24 protein-coding genes and 1 pseudogene are annotated in these 24,352 nt (G+C 54.5%); 6 read left to right on the top strand and 19 right to left on the bottom strand.

The window, feature by feature from the left end; translation table 11 throughout:
* Window positions 1-7 precede the first annotated feature (7 nt).
* Entirely contained in the window at window positions 8-904 is an 897-nt protein-coding gene (locus B9K09_RS16355; RefSeq protein WP_087517818.1) for a LysR family transcriptional regulator, read from the bottom strand.
* A 168-nt stretch (window positions 905-1,072) separates the two neighbouring features.
* Complete coding sequence (locus tag B9K09_RS16350; RefSeq protein ID WP_087519133.1) at window positions 1,073-2,782, bottom strand: amidase; 1,710 nt, start codon at window positions 2,780-2,782, stop codon at window positions 1,073-1,075.
* Between the two features lie 308 nt (window positions 2,783-3,090).
* Here B9K09_RS16350 and B9K09_RS16345 point away from each other — a divergent pair, with 308 nt between their 5' ends.
* Both B9K09_RS16345 and B9K09_RS16340 read left to right on the top strand, forming a co-directional pair.
* Complete coding sequence (locus B9K09_RS16345; RefSeq protein ID WP_157699365.1) at window positions 3,091-3,399, top strand: YceK/YidQ family lipoprotein; 309 nt, start codon at window positions 3,091-3,093, stop codon at window positions 3,397-3,399.
* Between the two features lie 74 nt (window positions 3,400-3,473).
* A complete protein-coding gene (locus tag B9K09_RS16340) occupies window positions 3,474-3,932 on the top strand; it encodes a GNAT family N-acetyltransferase (RefSeq protein WP_087517816.1) in 459 nt (152 codons plus the stop codon).
* A 30-nt stretch (window positions 3,933-3,962) separates the two neighbouring features.
* Here B9K09_RS16340 and rlmF read toward each other — a convergent pair whose 3' ends face one another.
* From rlmF to B9K09_RS16295, 9 genes are all read right to left on the bottom strand, one after another.
* Window positions 3,963-4,985 (bottom strand): 23S rRNA (adenine(1618)-N(6))-methyltransferase RlmF, encoded by a 1,023-nt coding sequence (rlmF, locus tag B9K09_RS16335; protein ID WP_087519132.1) that lies wholly within the window; start codon window positions 4,983-4,985, stop codon window positions 3,963-3,965.
* A gap of 66 nt (window positions 4,986-5,051) precedes the next feature.
* The gene (locus tag B9K09_RS16330) at window positions 5,052-5,612 is read right to left on the bottom strand and encodes a VTT domain-containing protein (protein WP_087517815.1); all 561 of its coding nucleotides are present in this window, start codon (window positions 5,610-5,612) and stop codon (window positions 5,052-5,054) included.
* Window positions 5,613-5,631: 19 nt separating this feature from the next.
* Window positions 5,632-5,934, bottom strand: coding sequence for a helix-turn-helix domain-containing protein (locus B9K09_RS16325; RefSeq protein ID WP_087517814.1), 303 nt, complete (start codon window positions 5,932-5,934; stop codon window positions 5,632-5,634).
* 24 nt (window positions 5,935-5,958) lie between these two features.
* Window positions 5,959-7,335, bottom strand: a complete 1,377-nt coding sequence (nhaD, locus tag B9K09_RS16320; RefSeq protein ID WP_087517813.1) for a sodium:proton antiporter NhaD — start codon at window positions 7,333-7,335, stop codon at window positions 5,959-5,961.
* Window positions 7,336-7,688: 353 nt separating this feature from the next.
* Entirely contained in the window at window positions 7,689-9,140 is a 1,452-nt protein-coding gene (gene nhaC / locus B9K09_RS16315; RefSeq protein WP_087517812.1) for a Na+/H+ antiporter NhaC, read from the bottom strand.
* A gap of 71 nt (window positions 9,141-9,211) precedes the next feature.
* Window positions 9,212-12,064 (bottom strand): valine--tRNA ligase, encoded by a 2,853-nt coding sequence (locus B9K09_RS16310; RefSeq protein WP_087517811.1) that lies wholly within the window; start codon window positions 12,062-12,064, stop codon window positions 9,212-9,214.
* A 150-nt stretch (window positions 12,065-12,214) separates the two neighbouring features.
* Entirely contained in the window at window positions 12,215-12,637 is a 423-nt protein-coding gene (locus B9K09_RS16305; protein WP_087517810.1) for a DNA polymerase III subunit chi, read from the bottom strand.
* Between the two features lie 8 nt (window positions 12,638-12,645).
* Complete coding sequence (locus tag B9K09_RS16300) at window positions 12,646-13,065, bottom strand: DNA polymerase III subunit chi (protein WP_087517809.1); 420 nt, start codon at window positions 13,063-13,065, stop codon at window positions 12,646-12,648.
* 83 nt (window positions 13,066-13,148) lie between these two features.
* Window positions 13,149-14,639, bottom strand: coding sequence for a leucyl aminopeptidase (locus B9K09_RS16295; RefSeq protein ID WP_087517808.1), 1,491 nt, complete (start codon window positions 14,637-14,639; stop codon window positions 13,149-13,151).
* A 144-nt stretch (window positions 14,640-14,783) separates the two neighbouring features.
* Here B9K09_RS16295 and lptF point away from each other — a divergent pair, with 144 nt between their 5' ends.
* Both lptF and lptG read left to right on the top strand, forming a co-directional pair.
* The gene (gene lptF / locus B9K09_RS16290; protein WP_087517807.1) at window positions 14,784-15,905 is read left to right on the top strand and encodes an LPS export ABC transporter permease LptF; all 1,122 of its coding nucleotides are present in this window, start codon (window positions 14,784-14,786) and stop codon (window positions 15,903-15,905) included.
* Window positions 15,898-16,959, top strand: a complete 1,062-nt coding sequence (lptG, locus tag B9K09_RS16285) for an LPS export ABC transporter permease LptG (RefSeq protein ID WP_087517806.1) — start codon at window positions 15,898-15,900, stop codon at window positions 16,957-16,959. The genes lptF and lptG overlap by 8 nt, the downstream gene beginning before the upstream one ends.
* A gap of 58 nt (window positions 16,960-17,017) precedes the next feature.
* On the opposite strand, the gene B9K09_RS16280 is transcribed toward lptG, so the two are convergent.
* From B9K09_RS16280 to B9K09_RS16255, 6 genes are all read right to left on the bottom strand, one after another.
* The gene (locus B9K09_RS16280; protein ID WP_087517805.1) at window positions 17,018-17,512 is read right to left on the bottom strand and encodes an RDD family protein; all 495 of its coding nucleotides are present in this window, start codon (window positions 17,510-17,512) and stop codon (window positions 17,018-17,020) included.
* A 79-nt stretch (window positions 17,513-17,591) separates the two neighbouring features.
* A complete protein-coding gene (locus B9K09_RS16275) occupies window positions 17,592-17,804 on the bottom strand; it encodes a cold-shock protein (protein ID WP_010486675.1) in 213 nt (70 codons plus the stop codon).
* Window positions 17,805-18,141: 337 nt separating this feature from the next.
* Window positions 18,142-18,585 carry a DUF2489 domain-containing protein gene (locus B9K09_RS16270; protein ID WP_087517804.1) on the bottom strand — a complete coding sequence of 148 codons (444 nt, stop codon included), beginning with the start codon at window positions 18,583-18,585 and terminating at the stop codon, window positions 18,142-18,144.
* 7 nt (window positions 18,586-18,592) lie between these two features.
* The gene (locus B9K09_RS16265; RefSeq protein WP_087517803.1) at window positions 18,593-18,784 is read right to left on the bottom strand and encodes an SEC-C metal-binding domain-containing protein; all 192 of its coding nucleotides are present in this window, start codon (window positions 18,782-18,784) and stop codon (window positions 18,593-18,595) included.
* A 6-nt stretch (window positions 18,785-18,790) separates the two neighbouring features.
* On the bottom strand, window positions 18,791-19,288 hold the full coding sequence (locus tag B9K09_RS16260) for an LEA type 2 family protein (protein ID WP_177408674.1): 498 nt from the start codon (window positions 19,286-19,288) through the stop codon (window positions 18,791-18,793).
* A gap of 189 nt (window positions 19,289-19,477) precedes the next feature.
* Window positions 19,478-21,286, bottom strand: a complete 1,809-nt coding sequence (locus tag B9K09_RS16255; RefSeq protein WP_087517802.1) for a monovalent cation:proton antiporter-2 (CPA2) family protein — start codon at window positions 21,284-21,286, stop codon at window positions 19,478-19,480.
* A 442-nt stretch (window positions 21,287-21,728) separates the two neighbouring features.
* Between B9K09_RS16255 and B9K09_RS16250 the strand changes: the two genes are divergently transcribed.
* Window positions 21,729-22,289, top strand: a complete 561-nt coding sequence (locus B9K09_RS16250) for a hypothetical protein (RefSeq protein ID WP_087517801.1) — start codon at window positions 21,729-21,731, stop codon at window positions 22,287-22,289.
* A gap of 83 nt (window positions 22,290-22,372) precedes the next feature.
* Here the strand turns inward: B9K09_RS16250 and B9K09_RS16245 are convergent, their stop codons facing one another.
* Both B9K09_RS16245 and B9K09_RS16240 read right to left on the bottom strand, forming a co-directional pair.
* On the bottom strand, window positions 22,373-22,840 hold the full coding sequence (locus B9K09_RS16245; RefSeq protein WP_087517800.1) for a YchJ family protein: 468 nt from the start codon (window positions 22,838-22,840) through the stop codon (window positions 22,373-22,375).
* A 23-nt stretch (window positions 22,841-22,863) separates the two neighbouring features.
* Window positions 22,864-23,361 carry a DUF6231 family protein gene (locus B9K09_RS16240; RefSeq protein ID WP_087517799.1) on the bottom strand — a complete coding sequence of 166 codons (498 nt, stop codon included), beginning with the start codon at window positions 23,359-23,361 and terminating at the stop codon, window positions 22,864-22,866.
* Between the two features lie 428 nt (window positions 23,362-23,789).
* On the opposite strand from B9K09_RS16240, the pseudogene B9K09_RS22845 reads away from it, so the two are divergent.
* A pseudogene (locus B9K09_RS22845) lies at window positions 23,790-24,146 on the top strand (OmpA family protein); the annotation flags it as partial.
* Window positions 24,147-24,352: the final 206 nt, after the last annotated feature.

Here is a 24,352-nt window from a genome sequence, read left to right as displayed (position 1 = left end):
CCGCGACTCAATTTTCGCTTGAAGGGTACTGCCTGAGAAACTCGATGAACTTCTGTTGGACCGGGGTTATGCCGGTCTTTAACCAAGCGGCCAAGGTGCATAAACGGGTGTTTACATCTTTGAGCGGTACCACTACCACACCTTTTCGGCTGTAGTTGGCTGAACTCTCAAGGTGAATGGTCACGCCAATATTGGCCGCGACAAAGCCAAAGATGCCCTCGCTGTTGAACGCTTCTTGAGCCACCTCGGGCAAAAAATTTGCGCTCAGGCACAGCGCATCCAGGTGACGCCGGAAGTAAGCCCAATGGCTCATGCTGCCCAGTACGAATGGCTCTTTGGCCAGTTCGGCAAGTGCCAGCTCTGATCGGCTGGCAAGCGGATGAAGATGCGATAACGCGGCGACAAACCGATCGCGCTGGACTTCGATGCTGTCCATGTTCGGCTCCACCAGTGGGCCGGTCACAAACGCAAATTCGATTGAACCTTCGTTAAGCATTTCAAGTTGCTGTTGAGTCGAGCCAAATATCAGTTCTGCTCTGATCTCGGGATAGCTGCGATGAAAGCCTTCGAGTATGGATGGCAGCTGGCCCGACACCGCAAAATCGGTATAACCGATACGCAGTTGGCCAATTTGCCCTGCACCGGCCTTGCGGGCTTGCTGTACGGCGTTTTCCAGTTGCTCGAATATAGTCCGACTGCCCGCCAGAAACACTCTCCCAGCTTCGGTTAACTCAACCCGTCGATTGCTCCGTAACAACAGCACTTCACCTACGCTTTCCTCCAGTTGCTGGATGGTTCTACTAAGTGCTGGTTGCGCCAGATTCAGGCGCTCAGCTGCCCGGCGAAAATGAAGCTCTTCGGCAACCGCCTCGAAGGCGCGTAGATGGCGTAGATCAATCCGCATGGCAATACCTGTAACGCATCAATAGCAGTTAGTTTGATCTTATATGGCTAACACCACTCGCCCAACAAAAACAGTCAACGCACGTTCAGCGGTCACCTAGCATGCGCAGATGGAAAGCAGATGTGCCATCAAGGACCCGAACAGCCCTTGATGGCTTTGCCCACCGTATTAGCGCTGTTTCAAAGGTGGCGTGCGTGGCGGAACCAGGCGCTTGGAACCAGTGGCTTCATAGGCTGAGGCCACGCTAAGCAGCGCAGAGTCATCATAGGCACGACCAGCAAAGGTCAGCCCGGCAGGCATACCGATGTCGGCCAGTACGCCCATCGGCACGGTCACCGTCGGCACGCCCAAGTGGCGAATGGCGAGGTTGCCGTTGGCGACCCAGACACCGTTGCTCCAGGCGATATCTGCCGACTTGATATTGACGTCAGCATCCGCTGGGCCGATGTCGGCCACTGTTGGGAAAATCACAGCATCAAGACCGAGTTGATCCATCCACTGCTCAAGGTCAGTGCTGCGAATCTGCTCAAGCGCCCGCAAGCCGTCAGGCAGCGTGGTAATTTGGTCCCAGGGAATAATGCCGCTCTTGGCCATGCGCACGTATTCATCCATGCCTGCGGCCAGGTCGTCTTCTCGGTTTGGCAGGGTGCCGGGGTCGTGCGGGAATATTTGCGGGCCATCGACATCGGCTAAACGGTTCAGTTTGGGGTCGCCGTTGGCCTGTAGAAAGTCATCAAAGGCCCAGGCCGACAGCTCCCACAACTCATGGTGCATGTAGTTTTTGGGTATCTGGGCGCGGGTGAAGACCGTTGGCGTGCCGGGGCGATCACCCTCGCAATTGGAAATCATCGGGAAATCGACTTCGATCACTTCGGCGCCAGCGGCTTCAAGGCTTTTACGGGCCTCTTGCCAGAGCGCGATCATTGAGTCGCGGGTGATGATTTTCTGCCCGGTTGGCCCACCAATCCCCGGTTTCTCCGAGGTTCCAGCATCGGGATCGGCGTTGATGTACATGCGTGGCACACCGAAACGCTTACCGGCCAGCGCATCGGGCTTGGAGGCCAGGCTGGCGTAGGCGACCGGGCGTACCGATGAGGCCGCAGGGATAGGTACCCAAGGTTGCATCCGCCAGAGATCGCCGCGTGTGTCTGGGTCATCGGCGACGATAATATCGAGCACTTCAAACAGGTCGGCCATGGTTCGGGCGTACGGCACCACCACATCCATGGTGGGGGTTAACGGCCAATTGCCGCGCACTGAAATAACGCCGCGCGAGGGTGTGTAGGCGCACAAGCCGTTATTGGATGCAGGGCCGCGACCGCTGGACCAGGTCTCTTCGGCAAGACCAAAGGCTGCGAAGCTGGCAGCCGTTGCCGTGCCCGCGCCATTGGATGAGCCCGACGCGAAGGGGGCGGTTAGATAGTCGCCGTTATACGGGCTTTCAGCGCGGCCATATACGCCGCGCTGCATGCCACCGTTGGCCATGGGCGGCATATTGGTCTTGCCCAGGCAAATGGCTCCTGCCGCGCGCAAACGCTCCACGGTGAAGGCATCACGGTAAGCAACCAGGTCCTTGAACGCTGGGCTGCCAGAGGCGGCAGTGAGGCCTTTTACCAAGTAACTGTCTTTGGCGGTATAAGGGATGCCGTCAAGTGGGCCAAGGGTTTCGCCACGGGCGCGGCGCTCATCCGAGGCCTGGGCTTCTTTCAGCGCATCAGGGTTGTGCACCACCACCGCATTAAGCGCAGTGGGGGTGTCTGCACCGTCGTAGGCAGCAATCCGCTCAAGGTAGGCTTGAACAAGCTCAACTGCGGTTGTTCGGCCGGATTCAAGCGCGGCGCGCAACTCGGCAATGGATACTTCGGTTACTTCAATCATGCTGGCTCCACGGGCTGCGGGTGGGTTGTGCAGCTGGGTATTGTGCTGCGCCATCTGGTTATCTTAACGCTAGCTCTACTGCAGGACCTTGTTTAGCTGATTGGCTAACTGGGGCATTTTGCCGGCCAGTAGATGGCTCGCCGAGCTATTGATCAATTTAAGGTGCAGTAGCCGCGAGGCAAATTTGCAGGCATTGTTCATCGGCTATTTTAATGACAACACCGTTAGCGCGTAACTCGATTTTCGTACCTTCAAGGGGACAGATTGACTTGTCCAGCGTTGAGTAAACAACAATGAAGGGATTTTTGATGATGGTAATGCTGCGCACCGGGATTGTATCGGTTGTTTTGTTTTCATTGACCGCTTGTGGAACAGTGCTTGAACGGTCAGCAAACGGATTTTTTAAAAATGAGTATTACCGGGGCACCAAGTCTGACTTGCTGTCGGTGGTGTTCTACCGCGCAAATGGCGAAAATTCCGTACTCCCAGTCGTCTGTTACTTCATGATCGTATGCCCGATTTTTACTGTGGTTTCTCTGCCGGTGGATATCGCAATGGATACGCTTTTATTGCCGGTCGATGCAATCAACCGTCAAGCTGAAGACGAAGCTTTGTAGCCGCTTGGCGTTAAATGATTTATCGGGCGTTGCTCATCTGCCAACAAAATCCTTCAACCAGATAGAGTGTTTGTATGCTGCGTGTGGACTGGCTGGAAAATCAGATGCATCACTGCGACACCATGGCCGAGCGCTTGTATCGACAGTTCAGCTATGAATACGCCGGGCAAAGTCTCGCTCAGTGGCAGCAGGAGTTTGCGGCGGGGCAGTTTGATGGCAGCTGGAAGTCCCTGATTGTCACCGATGGCGATCGATTACTGGGTGGTGCAGCACTCGCCCAGGATGACTTATCCAGCCGTCCCGATCTCGGACCTTGGCTTGCGTGTGTATTGGTTGCGCCCGAGGCTCGCGGCCAAGGTTTGGCTGCGCGGTTGATCGAAGGGATTTGCGGCCATGCGCGAGACTCAGGAATCACAACCCTGTATTTGCATACCCACGACAAAAGCGATTACTACGCCAAACGCGGCTGGAATGTGCTGGAGCGTTTCAACGGCTGGGGCAAAGAACAGTGGCTGATGTCGCGAGAGCTGTAGCCACTGCAAAGCGTAGCCCCGGCTCTTTTCTTAGTGCCAGCGGCTTTTAACCCACGCCGTTTGTTCTTCCTTGCTTAAAAATGTCCAGGCAACAAACCGGCTTTGTTTCTGCCCCTGAGCCATTTCCACGGTGCGGACTTCTTGTGCGCCGATCTTGTTGAGTGCGCTGTAAACTCCGCCGAGATTGCCTGCTTTGGATATCAAGGTGCTAAACCAAAACACCTGCTGTGCATGGTTGCTGCTTTCGTTGATCAAGCGCGATACAAATGCCGCCTCACCCCCTTTGCACCACAATTCAGCCGCTTGACCACCAAAATTCAGCACCGGTAATTTGCGCTTGGGGTCGAGTTTGCCCAAGTTGCGCCATTTGCGGGTGCTGCCGCGTGTTGCCTCATCGGCCGAGGCATGGAACGGTGGGTTGCACAGGGTAATGTCGAAGCGATCATCGCCACGGATCACTCCGTCCAAGATATGCGCGCTGTCTGTTTGCTGGCGCAGTTCAATGGCTTTATCAAGACCTGGGTTGGCTTTGATGATGGCGCTTGCTGAGTCGATTGCACTGCTGGCGATGTCTGAACCGACAAATTGCCAGTTGTATTCGCAGTGGCCGAGCAACGGATAAATGCAGTTGGCGCCTACGCCGATATCCAACGCTTTGACGTGGGCGCCACGGGGTATTTCTCCGGCGTTACTTTTCCCCAGCAAGTCAGCCAGGTAATGCAGATAGTCGGCGCGCCCCGGGATGGGTGGGCACAGGTAATCTGCGGGAATATCCCAATGTTTAATCCCATAGAACTGCTTGAGCAGGGCGCGGTTGAACACTTTGACTGCGTCGGGGTTGGCGAAGTCGATACTTTCCTTGCCATACGGATTAATGATCACGAAGGCGGCAAGTTCCGGGCTGGCTTGGATCAGCGCCGGGAAGTCATAGCGGCCTTGATGACGGTTACGCGGATGCAGTTGCCCCTTGGCTTGATCAGCTTTTTCGGCAGCCGGCTTTTTAGTGGCCGGCTTCTTGGCAGCGGAGCGTACAGGTGGGCGAGGCATGGTAATCCGTAAACAAGGTGGCGAGCGGGGCATTATTCATATTGAGCCAGTAATGGCCAGCAGTCTTGCGATTTAACTGATGTGTAGCATCTGTGCCAGATAATCGAAAAAAATGCAGTAGAGCGCTATCGGCAACGGTAAACCAAGCAGTGTGCCGAGCACATAGTGACGCATGCGCACACCCGACAGAGCGAGTGTGTAGTTCAGCGCTGGAAGTGTTTGCATCAGCATGCGCAGGGCAATAATGCTCATGAGTGGATGCTTATCCAAACCCGCCAGCAGCCGCTTGGCCAGCCGATTATCGATTTCGCGCAGTGCATTGCCACCGATATAACGGATGCTCAAATAGGTCAGCATGCAAGAGAAACAGGCGGCGACATAGGTGGCCACGCCGCCCCAGAGCCGGCCAAGTGCGAGCACTGCGGCGGCGAGAAATATCCAGCCAGGAATTTGGATCAGATTGCCGAGGGCAAACAGCAGGACAAACAGCAATATGCCCGCAAACTTGTGCATCATGATGATCGACTTAACGGCTTCAAGACTGAATTGCTGGCGGATGCCCAAGGCTTCGAACAATCCAAACAGAGCAATTAAAACCAGCACAACTAAAAGTATGCGTTTGCGTCCGCTCATTTAGCTTCCCTGGTGATGACTATGGATAGTTGAGTGCTTGCTTGATAGCTGCGAGGTTAGCGCCAATCCAACTTTTGTCGATGGCCCCCCAGTCGCGGACGACATAATGCCCGGCGTTGTTGCGGGTGCCGGGCTGTTGTTCAAACTCACAGATAATATCCAGCTCAGCCAAGGCGTTCAGCGTGTCCTGAGCTGTGCGGCGAGGCATGCCTGTCGCCTCCATCAGTGCTGGAATACTCGCCGCGCTGCCACTGTCGATCAGCCAGGCAACATAGAGACGCCGGTAAAAGCTGCTTTTAGTCTTGCTGATCTCCTGGGACATGCGCTGTTCCTTCAGGTCGAAATACTAGGCCAGTGTGGCGATCGCAATATAGCTCGCGGCACCGGCAATGTAGCCGAAGAACGCCAGCAGGCTGATGGTCTTTAGATACCAGATAAAGTTAATCCGCTCCATACCCATGGCCGCAACGCCAGCAGCCGAACCAATGATCAAGCAACTGCCGCCAGTCCCTGCGCAATACGCCAGCAATTCCCAGAATTGACCATTGATAACAAAGCTCTGCAGCCAGCTGACATCGCTACTGGCACTGGCGAGCGCTACTGGACTCACCAGTGGATACATTTTCATCGCGCCAGCAACCAGTGGCACGTTGTCGACTACCGATGAAAGCAGGCCGATGGCAATGTTGATCGCGTAAATGTTGCCCAGACTTTCTTTCAAGGCAATGGCGACCTGGGTCAGGTGACCGGCAGTGGCCAGGCTTGAGACAGCCAGCAAAATACCAAGGAAGAACAGCACGCTGGTGGTGTCGACGCGGCGCAACACACCAATCACCGATAGCGGGTGTTTTTCTTCCGAGTTTTTGCCGCGGTGAATGATCTCGGTTACCACCCACATGACCCCCAGGCCGAACAGGATGCCCATGTAGGGCGGCAAGTGGGTTACAGATTTGAATACCGGCACGAACAGTAACGAGCCAAGGCCAACACCGAGTACCAGATTGCGCTCGAAGGGGGTGGTTGGGTCGCGATGACTTTCCAGTGACTCATACTCAGGTGGGCGCTCGACTTCGCCTTTAAGGCGGAAGCTCAGGTAAATCAGCGGCACCAACAAGCACACCAGGCTTGGGATAAACAGGTTGACGATGATGCTGCTGGCACTGATCTGTCCGCCAATCCAGAGCATTGTGGTGGTCACGTCCCCAATCGGTGACCACGCACCGCCAGCGTTTGCGGCAATCACCACGATACCGGCGAAGAACCAGCGATCTTTCTGGTCATCGATCAATTTGCGCAGCAGCGAGACCATGACAATGGTGGTGGTCAGGTTATCCAGTGCTGCCGAAAGGAAGAAGGTCAATATGCCAACCAGCCATAGCAGGTTGACCCGCTTATTGGTCTTGATGTGGTCGGTGACAGCTTTAAAGCCTTCGTGGGCGTCGATTAGCTCGACGATCACCATGGCGCCCAGCAAGAAGAACAATATCTCGGAGATCTCGCCGAGATGCTCACGCAGCTGATGAACGACATAGCCCGAGTTGTCGCCGTGCGTCACGTTGATATTGGTAATGGCTGGCAGAATTGCATCTGCACCCATCACCAGCACAGTCCAGCAAATAACTGCGGTCAGCAGTGCCGATGCGGCTTTATCGATTTTCAGTGGATGCTCAAAAGCAATACACAGATAGCCAAGTACAAAAACACACGCCATCAACACATACATGATCAGAATTCCAGGGTTCGGTCCGGTATGGGCAATCTTCTGCTGCCAGCAATCAAGTTGCAGGCATTGAAGGGGCAAGGCGGTTTTCTGCGACACGCCACGCCAAGCGTTTTAGCTTGTTGCGTAGGGCTGCGGCCTGATCTTCATGCGGAAAATGCGTACAGAACCTGGGCTTTTTACCAGCGTTAAAACGCCGAGGGCTCTTGATGCGGGCTAGAAGATGCCTGATTTACAGCCAGTATGGGAAGGGGTTTATCTGCAAAAATTGTTCTGGGTAGTGGAATTTTGCCCTTGCGTTTGCGCAAGCCAGCGCAGGTCTCAATTGCATGAGACCTACGCTGTATGTTGGACCGTTAGTTTGTTTGCGGTTTTGCCGCTAAAGCATTTGTTGGCGCAGGCGCAATAAATGCCAAGCTAATTGCCAGCAGCGGCATCAGTAGATTGAAGAAACAGTAGGGTAAATACGTCAGCGTCGATACACCAAGTGTCGCGGCCATGTAGGCGCCACAAGTGTTCCACGGCACCAATACCGAGGTCAGCGTGCCGCCATCCTCCAGTGCTCGTGACAGGTAAACCGGCTTGATGCCGCGCTTTTCATACTCGGCGCGGTACATGCGGCCCGGCAAGACCAGCGCGATATATTGGTCGGCAGTCACGATGTTGGTGCCGATGGTGGTGACGACCGTGCTGGCGATCAGGCTGCTGGTGCTCTTGGCCAGATGAATAGTGCTTTCCAGCAGGCGCTGTAGCAGCCCGAGTTTTTCCAGAACGCCGCCAAAGCACATCGCACAGATGATCAACCAGACAGTGGTCAACATACTGCCCATGCCGCCTTTGGAGAGCAGACCATCAAGCGCCTCATTACCACTGTGCGACTCGTAACCAGCAAACAAAGCCGTCCACACTGTTTTCAAAGCGGCTAAATTGCCTGCGCTTGGGTCTGCCAGACGGCTCATGACCTCGGGCTGGAAAATCAGCGCAAACACCGCGCCGAGCAACGCTCCGAGAAAAATCGCCGGGAATGCAGCCCATTGCCGTACCGCCAGAAACAACAAAAACGCGACCGGTAACAGTAAATGCCAGCCGAGACTGAATTGGCTTTCAAGCGCATCGAGCACCATAGCGATGCGCCCGGTGTCGTGGCTTGCCGATGCTTGCTGACCCAGTACAAAGAAGATCGCCAGGGCAATGGCCAGCGCCGGTACGCTGGTGCGCAGCATTAAACGGATATGCGCGAACAGATCTGCACCGGCCGCGGCTGGCGCCAGGTTGGTGGTATCTGACAGGGGAGAGAGTTTGTCGCCAAAATAGGCGCCGGAAATAATTGCCCCAGCGGTAATCGCCGGGTCAAGACCCAGCCCTGAAGCCACGCCCATCAAGCCAATGCCGAGTGTGCCAGCGACTGTCCATGAGCTGCCAATCGACAGCGCAGTGAGGGCGCAGATAATGCAACTGGTGACATAAAAGTATTCAGCCGAGATCAGCTTCAAACCCAACCAGATCATGGTCGGCACAGTGCCTGCGAGAATCCAGGTACCGATCAGTGCGCCGACGGCGAGCAGAATCAGGTTGGCCTTCATCGCCAGATGGATACCGGCGAGGATACCTTCTTCGATATCGACCCAGCGGAAACCATTTTTCATGCCGACCAGGCCTGCGACAAACGCCGCACTCATCAGGGCGATTTGATTGGGGCCGCTGGAGGAGCTGTCACCGAACAGGTAAACCGAAAGGCCAAGCAGGATGATCAACACACTGATGGGTAACAGTGCATCGAGTAGGGAAGGGGAGCGAGTGTTAGACATTTCAGTACCGATTTAAAACAACAGGGCCCGCGCCTTATTGGCCGCGGGCCCTGTTGGGTGTTTCCTTTGGTTTATAAGGACGCGATACGCGCACGCTGCTCGGCTAACTTGCCAAGGGCCAACTCGGCTTCTGCCAGTTTGGCGCGCTCCTTTTCGATCACGTCAGCGGGTGCTTTGTCGACAAAACCAGCATTGCCGAGCTTGCCGCCTACGCGCTTGACTTCGCCTTCGAGACGCTGGATTTCTTTGTCCAGACGACCCAACTCAGCCGCTTTATCGATCAAGCCCGCCATCGGTACCAGAACTTCCATGTCACCCACCAGCGCGGTGGCAGACAACGGTGGCTCTTCACCGGCAGCCAGAATGCTCACCGACTCCAGCTTGGCCAGTTTGTTGAGCAGCGGCGCATTGTCTTTCAGGCGACGCTGGTCTTCACTGCTGGCGTTCTTGAGGATGATATCGATGCGTTTGGCCATGGAGATGTTCATCTCGCCACGAATCTGGCGCAGACCGAGCATCAGGGCCTTAACCCACTCGATATCACCTTCGGCAGCAGCGTCGATGCGTTCTTCATTGGCCACAGGCCAGGCTTGCAGCATGAGGGTGTCGCCCGACGCTCCAGCTTGAGTCTTGATCCGCTGCCAGATTTCTTCGGTGATAAACGGCATAAACGGATGCGCCAGGCGCAGCGCCACTTCAAGCACGCGAATCAGGGTGCGACGGGTGCCGCGCTGACGCTCGATCGGCGCGTTCTCGTCCCAAAGCACGGGCTTAACCAGTTCCAGGTACCAGGCGCAGTATTCGTCCCAGATGAACTCATACAGTGCCGATGCCGCGAGGTCGAAGCGGAAGGCATCGAGGTGACGAGTTACATCGGCTTCGGTGCGTTGTAGCTGCGAGATGATCCAGCGGTCAACCGAGGACAGCTCAACCGCTTCACCATTGATGCCGGTGTCCTGGCCGTCGGTGTTCTCGATAACGAAGTTGGCGGCGTTCCAAATCTTGTTGCAGAAGTTGCGATAACCCTCAACCCGGCCCATGTCGAACTTGATATCACGGCCAGTGGAGGCCAGCGACAAGTTGGTGAAGCGCAGGGCATCGGTGCCATAAGCGGCGATGCCTTCAGGGAATTCAGCACGGGTCTGCTTGGCGATCTTCTCGGCCAGCTTGGGCTGCATCATGCCACTGGTACGTTTGGTCAGCAGGTTTTCGAGATCGATACCGTCAACGATGTCCAGCGGGTCAAGGACGTTACCCTTGGACTTGGACATCTTCTGGCCTTGGCCGTCGCGCACCAGACCGTGTACATAAACAGTCTTGAACGGAACCTGCGGTGTGCCGTCTTCGTTCTTCACCAAATGCATGGTGAGCATGATCATCCGGGCAACCCAGAAGAAAATGATGTCGAAGCCTGTCACCAGCACGTCGGTCGGGTGGAAGGTCTTGAGGAATTCCGTCTGCTGCGGCCAGCCGAGCGTCGAGAACGTCCACAGGCCCGAGCTGAACCATGTATCAAGTACGTCTTCGTCCTGACGCAGCGTTACCTCAGCGCCCAGATTATTCTCGCTGCGCACTTCGGCTTCGTTGCGACCGACATACACATTACCTGCGTCGTCGTACCATGCCGGAATGCGATGGCCCCACCACAGCTGACGGCTGATGCACCAGTCCTGGATGTCACGCATCCAACTGAAGTACATGTTCTCGTACTGCTTGGGCACGAACTGAATGCGACCGTCTTCAACCGCAGCAATTGCAGGTTCAGCCAGGGATTTGGTCGATACATACCACTGGTCTGTCAGCCACGGCTCGATGATGGTGCCGGAGCGGTCGCCTTTCGGTACTTTCAAGGCATGATCATCAACGCTGACCAGTAAGCCAGCCGCATCAAAGGCGGCAACGATTTGTTTACGCGCCTCGAAACGATCCAGGCCAGCGTATTCAGCGGGCAGGCTGGTGTCGACATCAGCGTTGACGCTGCCGTCAACATTGAATGCCTGAGCGTTGGCCAGTACAGCTGCGTTTTTATCGAAAATGTTCAGCAGCGTCAGGTTGTGACGCTTGCCGACTTCATAGTCGTTGAAGTCGTGTGCTGGGGTGATTTTCACACAGCCAGTACCGAATTCCGGATCGCAGTAATCGTCGGCGATAATCGGGATGCGACGGCCAACCAGCGGCAGCTCAACGAAACTGCCGATCAGCGATTTGTAGCGCTCATCTTCTGGGTGCACAGCAACAGCGGCGTCGCCGAGCATGGTTTCTGGACGCGTGGTGGCGACGATCAGAAAGGCATTGCCTTCAGCCGTGGTCTTGCCGTCGGCCAGCGGGTAACGCAAATTCCACAGGTGACCTTTCTCATCGTGGTTTTCCACTTCAAGGTCGGAGATTGCGGTGTGGAACTTGGTATCCCAGTTGACCAGGCGCTTGCCGCGATAGATCAAACCATCTGCATGCAGGCGGACGAAGGCTTCTCTAACTGCATCAGACAGGCCGTCGTCCATGGTGAAGCGCTCGCGCGACCAGTCAACCGAGGAGCCGAGGCGGCGGATCTGACGGGTAATGGTGCCGCCGGATTGTTCTTTCCATTCCCAGACTTTCTCCAGGAACTTGTCGCGACCGAGGTCGTGACGGCTTACACCTTCGGCGGCCAGTTGGCGTTCGACCACCATTTGCGTGGCAATGCCCGCGTGGTCGGTGCCCGGCTGCCACAGGGTATTGCGGCCTTGCATGCGGCGGAAACGAATCAGCGCATCCATGATCGAGTTGTTGAAACCATGGCCCATGTGCAGGCTGCCGGTAACATTCGGCGGCGGAATCATGATGGTATACGGCTGACCCGAACCCTGTGGGGCGAAGTAATTGTTCGCTTCCCAGTTCTGGTACAGGCTGGTTTCAATGGCGTGCGGCTGGTAGGTCTTGTCCATGCGCGGCGGGACCCTTTTGACGGCTGATCGGAAAAGCCGACAAGTATAGCGGGGAAGAGCCTTGTGAGGTAAGTGCAAGCTGATTGCTTGCAGATATGCGGTGCCATTGCGGGTTTAAAACTGGCGTTAACCGTCTATTTTCGCCGAAAACTAGGGGCGGCGTGTGGGCAGTAGACGAGGTAGGCGGGCTTCAAGGCGCGATTTCAGCTCAGCCTCGATCTGCGGTACGAAATCGTCGATCACATCCTGCAGGATCAATTGCGCCGCATTGCGTAGCTCAGTATCGAGACGATTGATCTCACTGTCGCGACCGATTGACTGGCGTACTGTCGCGCGCAGGGCATGCGCATTGTCGATAGGGCTTTCTGGCTGGGCCGGAGCAGGCGTCGGTGTTGCAGTGGCTTGCGGGGACTGTTCGACGATATCTGAAAGCAGCGGAATTGACTCAGGATCGATCGAGTCAAGATCGAGCGCTGTTGATGCCTGGCTTTTTTCGTCGCCCAGCAGCTCGCGAATCGACTCCAGATCGTCGAGCAGGTGTCCTGATTTTTGTTGCGGTTTTGGCGTATCCATTGATCTAACTACAGCTCAACTCGTTTTGGATCATAGCCACGCTGGCGGTAGCTACGGAAATTTTCCCGGCAAACGGTCAGTAAGTCCGGCTGTTGGTTGACGATTTCTATCACTCGGCTGAAGCGCTCAACGTGGGGTGAAATCGCATTGTTGAGGTTGATCAGAACACCTTGTTTGGCGCTCGGTTCCTCATCGACACCGATTACCACGGGGGCAAGTGGGTCATCACTGTGTTGGTTGTGCGGAATGAAACAGTCCTTTTTGAACAGCCACATTTGCTCATCCAGCTCTGCGCACTGTGCAGAATCAGCTGCACGAACAAATACCGGCAATCCATGACGCCATGCCTTCAGCGCCAACTGGCACGCTGCGCGTATGCGGTCGGCGGGGCGGTCGGTTGCGAGTACGTAGAATTCAATTCGGCTCATGGGTTCATCAGTGCAAGTGGTCTGTGATTCAGCTTGTTAAAGCTTGAGTCGCGCAACCGCAACCCAAGCCTTGTGCGCATAGCTTACGCTTTAGCGCGGTCCAACAGGTACTGAGTCAGCAGTGGAACTGGACGACCGGAGGCTCCTTTGTCCTTGCCGCCGCTAATCCAAGCGGTTCCAGCAACGTCCAAGTGAGCCCAGTTGTACTTTTTAGTGAAGCGCGACAGAAAGCAGGCCGCTGTGATGGTGCCAGCCTTGGGGCCGCCAATGTTGGCGATGTCAGCGAATGGGCTGTCCAACTGTTCTTGATATTCATCAAACAGCGGCAACTGCCATGCACGGTCATCGGCTTGCTGGCCAGCGGTCAGAATCTGTTGCACGAGTTCATCATTGTTGCCGAGCAGGCCTGAGGTGTGTGAGCCGAGGGCAACAATGCAGGCGCCAGTGAGGGTGGCGATATCGATTACCGCTTGCGGTTTGAAGCGCTCAGCGTAGGTCAGGGTATCGCACAGCACCAGGCGGCCTTCAGCGTCGGTATTGAGGATCTCTACCGTTTGCCCGCTCATGGTGGTGACGATGTCGCCTGGACGCGCCGCGCCGCCGCTTGGCATGTTTTCAGCGCACGCCAGCAAACACACCAGATTGATCGGCAGTTGCAGTTCAAGTACCGCTTTGAGGGTGCCAAATACGCTGGCGGCGCCGCCCATATCGTATTTCATCTCATCCATGCCAGCTGCTGGCTTGATGCTGATGCCGCCAGTGTCAAAGGTGATGCCTTTGCCGACCAATACGAATGGTTTGTCGGTTTTTTTGCCGCCCTGATAGTTCATCACGATCATGCGTGGCGGTTGGTCGCTACCTTGACCTACAGCCAGGAAAGCACCTGCGCCGAGGGTTTTGAGTTTTTTCTCGTCGAGAATCTCGACCTTCAAGTCTTTGTACGCCTTGCCCAGGTCCTTGGCTTGTTCAGCCAAGTAAGTTGGGTGGCAGATGTTTGGCGGCATATTGCCGAGGTCTTTAGTGAACGCCATGCCGGCCGTAATTGCTTTAGCATGCAGGCAAGCGCGCTCAGTTTCAGCTTGGTCAGCCTTGTCAGTGAGCACGGTGATTTTTTTCAAGGCACTGGCTGGCGCTTTCTGGCTCTTGAACTGGTCAAAGCTGTACTCGCCATCAGCCAGGGTTTCAACGAGCAAACGAGCTTTTGCGTAAGCATTGCGGCCCTTGACGCTGAGGTCGCCGAGGGCGAAGACTGCATCGCTGCCACCCAGGTTTTTCAAAACAGCGTGGGCAGAACCGATCAATTTACGTAATTGACGGTCAGAGAGTTCGGCTTCTTTACCGCAACCGACCAATAAAACGCGTTCTGCTTTAATATTAGCGACGTTGCGTGCCAGCAGCGTCTGGCCGACTTTACCGGCAATGTCGCCGCTCTTGAGCAGTGCGCTAATTGCGCCTGAGCTAGCGGTATCAACGGATTTGGCTATTTCGCCGAGCTTGCGGCCTTCGCCGACAGCGATAATCAATGTGGCGGTTTTCAGTGTTTCCGGACGAGCGCTTTTGACAATAAATTCCATGGAATGGTGTCCTCAAGACAACGGGTCGGTATTGCTGGATAATGGCGGCAATTAATTTAGTGGTTCGCCCATTGGGCGAATTGGCAAACAGTGTGGCTAGTTTGAGCTTAGCTACCTGAGCCTGACAACCCTGGAGTGTCTGGTTTGATCGTCTTCCGTTATTTATCCCGTGAAGTGTTGACTACAATGAGCGCTGTAAGTGCTGTGCTCTTGGTGATCATCATGAGCGGGCGTTTTATCAAATATTTGGCCCAAGCCGCTCAAGGCGTGCTGGATCCAAGTGTTTTGTTTTTAATTATGGGCTATCGCTTGCCCGGCTTTCTCCAGCTGATTCTACCGCTGGGTTTGTTTTTGGGTTTCCTGCTGGCATATGGGCGCTTGTACCTCGACAGCGAGATGACGGTGCTTTCGGCCACCGGCATGAGCCAGCAGCGGCTGATGATGTTTTCGCTGGCTCCAGCGACACTGGTCGCGTTGCTGGTTGCATGGTTGAGCCTGGGTTTGGCGCCACAAGGCGTTTCTCATGTTGCGCAGATTCTTAATCAGCAAGATGCACTGACCGAGTTTGATACCTTGGTGCCTGGGCGCTTCCAGTCGATGGGCGAAGGCTCGCGGGTGACCTATACCGAGGAGTTGTCGAGCGACCGCAGCGAGCTTGGTGGTATCTTCATTTCTGAAAAGCGGGTGTCTACCGACGGTGATAAAGAGCGTGGCATCACCGTGTTGGTCGCCGAAAGTGGTCGTCAGGAAATCCAGGAGGACGGCAGTCGCTACCTGATTCTGGAAAACGGCTACCGCTATGATGGTAATCCGGGACAGGCCGATTACCGGGCGATTAAGTATGACGAGTACGGCGTATTGCTGCCCAAGCCTGAAGTCAGTGTTGATGTGAGTGAGCGTGAGGCTGTGCCGACCAGTGAGCTGATCGGCAGCGACAATCCGCGCTACAAGTCGGAGCTGCAATGGCGTATTTCGCTGCCGATCCTGGTATTTGTGGTGACCTTGATGGCTGTGCCGCTATCGCGGGTAAACCCGCGTCAGGGCCGCTTCCTCAAGTTGCTCCCGGCTATTTTGCTGTACATGGGCTATCTGTCGATCCTGATTGCCGCGCGTGGTGCGCTGGACAAGGAGCGAATTCCTTATGGTCTTGGTTTGTGGTGGGTGCACGCAGTGTTTATCGCGATAGGCCTGTTACTGCTTTATTGGGAACCGATACGCCTGAAGTGGGCTGCTCGTCGTGGCGTGAAGGAGATGGCCCGTGGTTAAACTGGATCGATACATTGGCAAGCAGGTATTTCTCGCCATTCTCAGTGTGCTGGGGATTATCGTTGCGCTGGCATTGTTGTTCGCATTCATCGATGAGCTGGGTGATGTCGATGAAAAGTACGGTCTGACCAATGCCGCTTGGTATGTGTTTCTGACTGCGCCACGACGTACCTATGAAATGCTGCCAATGGCGGCGCTGATTGGTTGCTTGATTGGTCTCGGTAGCTTGGCCAGTAACAGTGAATTGACCATTATGCGTGCGGCCGGTGTCTCTATCCGGCGTATCGTCTGGGCGGTGATGAAGCCGATGTTGGTGCTGATGTTTGCAGGTATTCTCATCGGTGAGTACCTGGCGCCGTGGAGCGAAAACATGGCCCAGGCCGACCGTGCCATGGCGCAGGGTGCTGGCGATGCACAGAGCTCCAAGCGTGGCCTTTGGCATCGTCAGGGCGAAGAGTACGTGCACATCAACGCTGTGCAGCCCAATGGCGTGTTGTTTGGTGTGACGCGCTATCAGTTCGACAAAGAGCGCCATCTACTGTCTTCGAGCTTCTCGCGCAAGGCTCAGTATCAGGGTGATCATTGGCTGCTTGATGACGTGACCACGACCCATTTCAAAGAGCGCAGCACCGAAGTAGTTAAAGCACCGAGTGAGCGTTGGGATGTAGAGCTTAATCCGCAACTGCTGAGCACTGTGGTGCTTGAACCGGGGGCGCTGTCTATTTCTGGGCTATGGCGATATGCCGACTATTTGTCTGAGCAAGGTTTGAATAACAGCCAATATTGGCTGGCATTTTGGACCAAGGTTTTACAGCCGATAGTCACCGCTGCGCTGGTGTTGATGGCAATCTCGTTTATCTTTGGGCCGCTGCGTTCGGTAACCCTCGGTCAACGGGTATTTACCGGTGTGTTGGTGGGGTTTGTGTTTCAGATCGCCCAAGACTTGCTGGGGCCTTCAAGTCTGGTATTTGGCTTCTCGCCATTACTGGCAGTGCTGGTGCCAGCAGGAATCTGCGCGGTTGCAGGTGGCTGGTTGCTACGCCGGGCAGGCTAACCAGCGCACGAAAAAAAGCCAGCGCTCCTGAACAGGGCGCTGGCTTTTTGTTGCCGGATCACTTCTTGTGGATGTTTTTCGGTAGTTGAACGGTTTGGCTCTCTGAGTAAATCTCGTGCCAGGTCCGTTGCTTTTTATCGATAAGCACCCAGAAGAAGCCGAGGCCTAAACATAGCCACGATGCTATGGAGACCATGAAGCGCAGCAGTGATTGCCACAGGCTGATCGCTGAACCGTCGGCGTTCTGCGCGCGAATCCCCCAAACCTGCATGCCTAAGGTCTGGCCGTTGTAGGTCCAGAACTTACTGAAGAAACCGAACAGGCTCATAAAGTAGATGCTTGAGAGCACTGGGTCGACATCAAGGGCACGGGACTCTGAAAGCTGCTTGAGCTGATCAGCGCCGTAAAAGCCCATCAGGACCAGTTTGTAGATGAATCCCACCACAATCAGCAGTGCTATGCAGAGTAAAAAGTCATAGAACATTGCGGCAAAGCGGCGAGGCAGCCCTGCTGATGGGAAATCGCCCTGGGGGCTGAGTTGACGTTTTTGCATGGTAACCCGCAAGTATGTTGCGTCTAACGCATAAAAAAACCCCTGATGTCGCCATCAGGGGTTCTTCAAAGCGGCAAGATTATTCCTGGACTTGAACCTGGTCAGCTTGCATGCCTTTTTGACCTTGTACAGCTACGAAGCTGACTTTCTGGCCTTCTTTCAGGCTCTTGAAGCCGTTACCTTCGATAGCGCGGAAATGTACGAACAGATCCGGACCGCTTTCTGGAGTGATAAAACCAAAACCTTTCTCGTCGTTAAACCACTTGACGGTACCGTTCTGACGATTCGACATTTTTTATTCCTTGAAACTTAAAGTTGATGACAGCCTCCTCATAATAGAAGGACTGAGACTGGTTGCAAGGAGAATTAGCTTTCGGGAGGGATGTAGCGGATCGTAAGGATCTACTGCATCAGGCCACGATTGACTGCGACCCATGCAAACACAGTTAAATAACTCTACGCTAACTACATGGCAAATGCCAACCCCTTGCGCCACTCAACGTGGGCGCGGGGTTTAGCCATGTCAGCAAGTTGATTTGTAGGCCGGTGAAATAATTGATCAAAATGACGTTTTGCCGGGTGAGTGGCTCTGGCATTTCGCTATGCCAATGCATGCCAGAGCCGTCTAACTACAATGCTTCTTCTAGCAGCCAGCGTGCGGCTTCGCGGGCTTGCGCCTTATGCTGCAACTCCAGTTCGTTGAAGTTCTTTTCATGCTGGCGACGGCTGGTTTTATCCAGGGCTTTCCAGTCAGCATGAGTCGGCACGTGCGCAGTGGCTTCATACAGTTGATGAAATACCTGGCACCGCACGTTTTGACTAAGACGAATGTCGAAGTTATCGAGCAGCACTTTGATGCGAATCACGCCTTCAATCAGCGGCAATTGCCCATCCAGCAAACTGCTGGCGAGAATTTTTAAATCCTCGCCCAGCCGCTGTTGCTGTTCGATGGCCGCACTGCGTTGCTGGGACTGTCTTGACCAGACTTTGCGCCAGAGAGACAGGGCGTAAAAGCCCAGGGCAATAACCAGGGCCACAGCGACGCAGATCAGAACGCCTGAAAGCAGGCTCATGAGTTACTCATGCGCCGTGGCACTTCTTGAATTTTTTCTGGCTGCCACATGGGCAAGGATCGTTACGGCCGACATCTTTCAGCTCGTTGCGAACCGGCTCTTGATGGTTGCAGTGTGGGCCATGCACGTGGCCATGATGATGGTCATGATCGTGGTCGTGACTGCAATCAGGGCCATGAACGTGAGGTTGCTGGGTCATGCGAAATTACTCCGGGATGAAATCACCAGGGATTATCTCGCCATTTCGCATCATGTGCACGTTGCGACCGAATAACAGTCCAGTTTTAACCTCTCCTTCGAGGCGATAACGAATGGCTTCGTCGGGATGCTCAAGCATTTTCACGATCTGCCGGACATGCCGCCAGAGGTTGGTGCGCACCGGAATCTCAAAGTAATGCTGACCATTGGCGGGCACGGTAAACCATACATCGGACTCGCCTTCAGCGAGTTTCATGTCATTGAGAAACACCACGTAGTCAATTCCGCGCACCGGCAGGCTGACATCGTTGGGGTTTTTAATGTGAAAACGTAGCCGGAATTGCTGTTCAAGCAATTTTGCTTTGATCACTTCAACCTTGACCAGACGTACGTCAGGGTCTTTAAAGTCGCCAGTCAACCATGTAGAACAACCGTTCAAAGTGCTGATAAGACCAAAAATTAAAGCAAGGCTGAGCGTTCTTATAATAGTTGCCTGATAAGCCATTTTGTACTCCGTAAGACGCCCAGTGTAACAAGCAACTGCTTGGGTGCAAGCCACATAAGGTTAAAAGCCTGCGGCATTCTGAGTCAAAATTAGGTCAGATATGTTACGCCTTAACTAACTGCGGCATTAAGCTGCGGCCTCCCGGTAAGGTTTAAGCTATACGGTCACTTCGCTGCACGCAGGACCGGCTCAGCTATTGGTTTTTGCATCATCGCTGTCGGCCTGAAATAGCGTTTGCAGTTCTGCTCTGGCTTCACGCGCCGTCTGGATTACGGCTTCACTGTTGCCATGTACACGGTGTTGGGCCTCAAGGACTTGTTCATCGTGCTCTTGGAAACGGCGAATCAGGCGGTTTGCCAATTCTTCTTCAATACCCAGTCCGAGTAGCGTCAGGCGGCTCATTTCGAGGCTGGAATAGAAGGTTTCACGCACCGGTTTGGCACCTGCATCAATCAGACGATATACGTGGCTGCGGCTGCGTGCTCGGGCAATCACCTTGACCTTGGGGTAAAGCCGGTGCACCAGTTCCACCGCCCTGAAATTGGTGTCTGGATCATCCATTGCCGCAATGAAATATTCGGCGTGTTCAGTTTGTGCCGCGCGCAAAATTTCCGGGCGCAGTGGGTCACCGTAGAAAATGGGCATTTGCCCGCCCAGACTTCGCGATAACTCAATGGTTTCAACCGCCGTATCCAGTGCGATAAAGGGAATGTTCTGGGCTCGAAGGATGCGCGCGACTATTTGCCCCATACGGCCGACACCCGCGATGACTACGCGTGGTGAATCGATGTCGATAGCCATGTTTTTGTATTCGTCCGGGACTTCTTTCTCGGTTGGTTTTTCACGAAACATGCGTACGGCAAGCAGAATCATCAGCGGCGTCAGCGCCATCGACAGGGTGATGGTTAAAATGAGCAGGTCATACAGCGCGGGTTCAAAGAGACCCTGTTGACGAGCCATTTTGAATACCACAAAGGCAAACTCGCCTCCCGCTGCCAATACGATGGCCAGGCGCAGTGGGCTTTGCTTGTTGAGTCCGCCAATGAATTTGCCGACCATCAGCAATACCGGCATTTTCAGAAGAATCAATATCAGGGTCAGGCCCATGACTGTCAGCGGCTGGGTTATCAGTAAGCTGATGTCTGCTGACATGCCAACGCTGATGAAGAACAAGCCGAGCAGCAGGCCTTTGAAGGGTTGAATCTGCGATTCGAGTTCGTGGCGGTATTCCGAGTCAGCGAGCAACAAGCCAGCCAGAAAGGCGCCCAGCGCCATCGAAATGCCAGCGAGCTCCATCAGCCATGCGGTGCCGATAACCACAAGCAACGCGGTTGCCGTTGATACTTCTTGCAGGCCTGTCTTGGCCACTATACGAAAAATGGGGCGCAGTAGATAACGGCCGCCGACAATCACCAGGCCAATGCTGCCGACCACCTTTAACAATTGCATGGTATCGATGCCGCTACCGGCATTGGCCCCGCTAAGTAACGGGATCATGGCGATTAAAGGGATTGCGGCGATGTCCTGGAACAGCAAAATGGCAAAGGCTAAGCGTCCGTGTGGGCTGGTCAGCTCTTTGCGTTCGGCCAGTAGCTGTAGGCCAAATGCGGTGGATGACAACGCCAGGCCTAAACCGAGTACCACCGAGGTTTTCAGTGGCTGGGCGAATACCTGCCAGGCAACGGCACCGATAATCACACCGGTGAGAACGACTTGTGCCATGCCCGCACCAAATACGGCTTTGCGCATTACCCAGAGCCGGCGAGGGGAGAGTTCTAAACCAATAATGAACAGCAGCAGAACGACGCCGAGCTCTGAAATATGGCTCACACTTTCCGGGTTGGCGATCAGGCCCGTCATTGATGGGCCAATCAATACACCCGCGGTCAAATAGCCAAGAACTGCACCCAGTTGCAAGCGTTTAGCCAGCGGCACCACGAGCACGGCTGCTAGCAGGAAAACCACGATCACCTGCAATACGCTGCCTTCGTCATGCATTTTTTTATCCTTGAATAAATTAACGTAACGTCAGTAAAACTATTGTCGGACGGGGCGCTCAGCGCATTGCATGGCGCCAAAGTTCACCGAGTGGGCGATTTAACACAAGCGGGTGCTGATGAATTGCGCGATCCAGTGCACAGCTTCAGCCTCCGGCCAGTGAATTTGGCGTGTACCCCCGGTATCGAGCTACTTATCCCCGGTCTAAGCCACTAGGATATAGCCATGGACTTGCTAACGGGTAGCGCTGCGTCAGTGGCTGGGGCGACGAGTATTGATGTGATGTGTTCTTGGCGGAGTGCTGTCGAGCCCAATAATTACTGGGTTGTTCAGCCGGTTGGTTTCGCTGCAGGCTCGTCTAGATGCAAGCTCTGCTAGATGAATGTATAAATAGTTTGTCGCTTGCTGAGCGATTTTAGCGAATGCAGATTAGGGAAATTACATGGGCCGTTATGAAGTCGTTTTCTCAGGGCAGTTAGTGCCTGGAGCGGATATGGCGTTGGTTCAGTCCAATCTCGGGCGTTTGTTTCAGGCTGATCCTAAACGTATTGCCATGATGTTTTCAGGGCGTCGCTTGGTCATCAAGAATAACCTTGATGAGGCGGGTGCAGAAAAGTATCGGGCGACACTTGAGCGTGCAGGCGCAGTGGTTGAAATCGTCGCTATGCCTGAGGAGATCGAAGAAATCGAACTGGCTCCACCGCCCGCTGAGCCTGTTGCCGCTGCGCCAGCTGAACCTGCTGTCGCGCGGTTAAAAAAACACTCATCCAGTAAGGTGTTTCCGCGTGATGAGTACATGGCGGCGTTCAGTGATGTTGAAGCCCCCGACTTTGAGATCGCCCCGTTAGGTGACGATCTGCAAGACAAGAAACCTGATCCGCAAGCGCCGCAGGTTGATTTTTCGCAATTCTCCTTGGCGCCTGCCGGCAGCGATATGGGGCAAGCCAAGGCCGCCCCGACTGGGCCTGCACCAGATGTGTCACATATTAAATTGCAGGATTGATCGGCCGCACGGTGCTGTGTAGCCAAGCTCGGTGAAGTCTGGCAGCTGGTATTTAATGGTCGGTAAGACTTTGCTGTCGTCGGTTAGAAAAAGACGGCGCAACACTTCTTGAATTTTTGCCCGCTGTTGCAGGGGCACGGATCGTTGCGGCCAATCTTCATCAGAACAGTGGGGTCAATAAAGTACCAATGGCCGTTGCTCTGCACGAACGCTGAGCGCTCGCGGTGGCTGTGTTCGCCGCTTGCGTCATGCCAGCGCGCGGTAAAGGTCACAAAGGCATGCTCAGGTTTACCGCCGAGTACTTCGGCGTTTTCGACCTCTAAGCCGAGCCAGGTACTTTGCAGGCTCCAGGCACTAATAGCTTCGCGGTTCAGCAGGTGTTGCTGGGCTGGAAGGGTTGTTTCCAGCAAGTAATCAATGAGCCCTAACGCATAGGCACTGTAGCGTGAGCGCATCAGCGTTTCGGCGCTCGGTGCGGGTGTGCCCGAGTGATAGCGAGCGCAGCATTCGGACAGTAGGTTTGAGCTACCACATGGGCAGCTTGGGCTCATTGATTGAATAGTCATGGCGTCGGTTACCACCAGTATTTGCCGAAATTCTCAGGGTTGGCCCAAAATTTTGCGTTGAGCCAGTCAGGGACTTGTTTGTATTCAAGCAAGTCGTAGGTGAACAGGCTGAGCGTCTGTTCACCCCGTACAAAGTGCTCACTGGCTTGCAGGGCGAGTGAATACATATCGGTTTCTTGCCATTGGCTGGCGGCTAGATCGACCAATACAACAATTCGGTTGGTGTTCAGGTTACGAATCCCGCCGAGTAATTGCAGGCCAGCACTTTTCGGCAAGTGCTCAAGACAATCTACAATCAAGGCTAGGTCATAGCGTTGCGCGGCTAAAGCGTCAGGCAGTAATCCCGCCTCAGCATGGGCAATCTGGCAGTCTGGATGCGCCTGTTTGAAGGCGGCTAAAGCTGGTAATTCACTGGCACCAACCAGCAGTAGTCGTTTAGGCGCGTAGCGCTCTAGTATGGCCGCTACAGCTTGCAGTGGGGTACGTGAAGAAATGCACTCACTCATCGGTATTCCTCATACAGGTGGATAAAGACTAACCTGCATGCCTATGATGGCCTATAACTGTTTGTTCTTCACATCGATGTAAATCAACTCTGGCGGAATTTAGAAGTGCCGTCTTTAATCCATAAGTATCGGTTTGGAGCCGATTATTAACCGGAGACGTATATATGAGCATCACTAGCAAAGCGGTACCCTTGGTTTTGGCAACCACCTTCCTGACTGGCTGTGCTGGCATTCAGAAAAGTGACTGGCCTACTTGTGCGGTAGTTGGTGGCATCGGCGGTGCTGGTTTGGGCGCAATTGAAAGTTCTGCCTGGGCTGGCGGTGGTGCAGCAATTGGTGCTGGTTTGGCAGCAGCATACTGCTGGGTTCATGGTGCATCGCCTGAGCCAGTGGTTGAGGAAGTTGTTGTCGTTGAGGAAATTGAGCCAGTTGCTGAGGCTGTTCGCGTTGAGTTGGACGTCAAGTTCGACTTCGACAAGGACAACGTCAAAGAAGGCAGCTATGGCGATATCCAAAACCTGGCCGATTTCATGAAGCAGTTCCCGCAAACCACCACAGTGGTTGAAGGTCATACTGACTCCGTGGGTACAGATGCCTACAACCAATCGCTGTCTGAGCGTCGTGCTAACTCGGTACGTAACGTACTGGTTGATCAGTACGGAGTAGAAAGTGGTCGTGTCAACTCCGTAGGTTACGGTGAAAGCCGTCCAGTTGCTGACAACGCTACCGCAGAAGGTCGTGCGATTAACCGTCGCGTAGAAGCTGCAGTAGAAGCTCAGCCTTAATCCGCTGTATTCAAGTTTCCCCCGGTAGGCCTTCCCGGCTTGCCGGGGGCAGGCTTGAAGCTTTGGATTGATACGTCACAGGCTTGAGTTACCGGTATTACCCGGTAACGCAAGTTCTCAAGCCGCTTTGCCGCTGCGGACATTCGTCTAGGCGTTCTTCTTGACAACCTTCTTCACTAAACGTCTCTTGGCCACTCAGGCAGATC

Source organism: Pseudomonas sp. M30-35 (genome assembly GCF_002163625.1).
Lineage (GTDB): Bacteria > Pseudomonadota > Gammaproteobacteria > Pseudomonadales > Pseudomonadaceae > Aquipseudomonas.
This window is presented reverse-complemented; position numbering and strand designations above follow the sequence as displayed.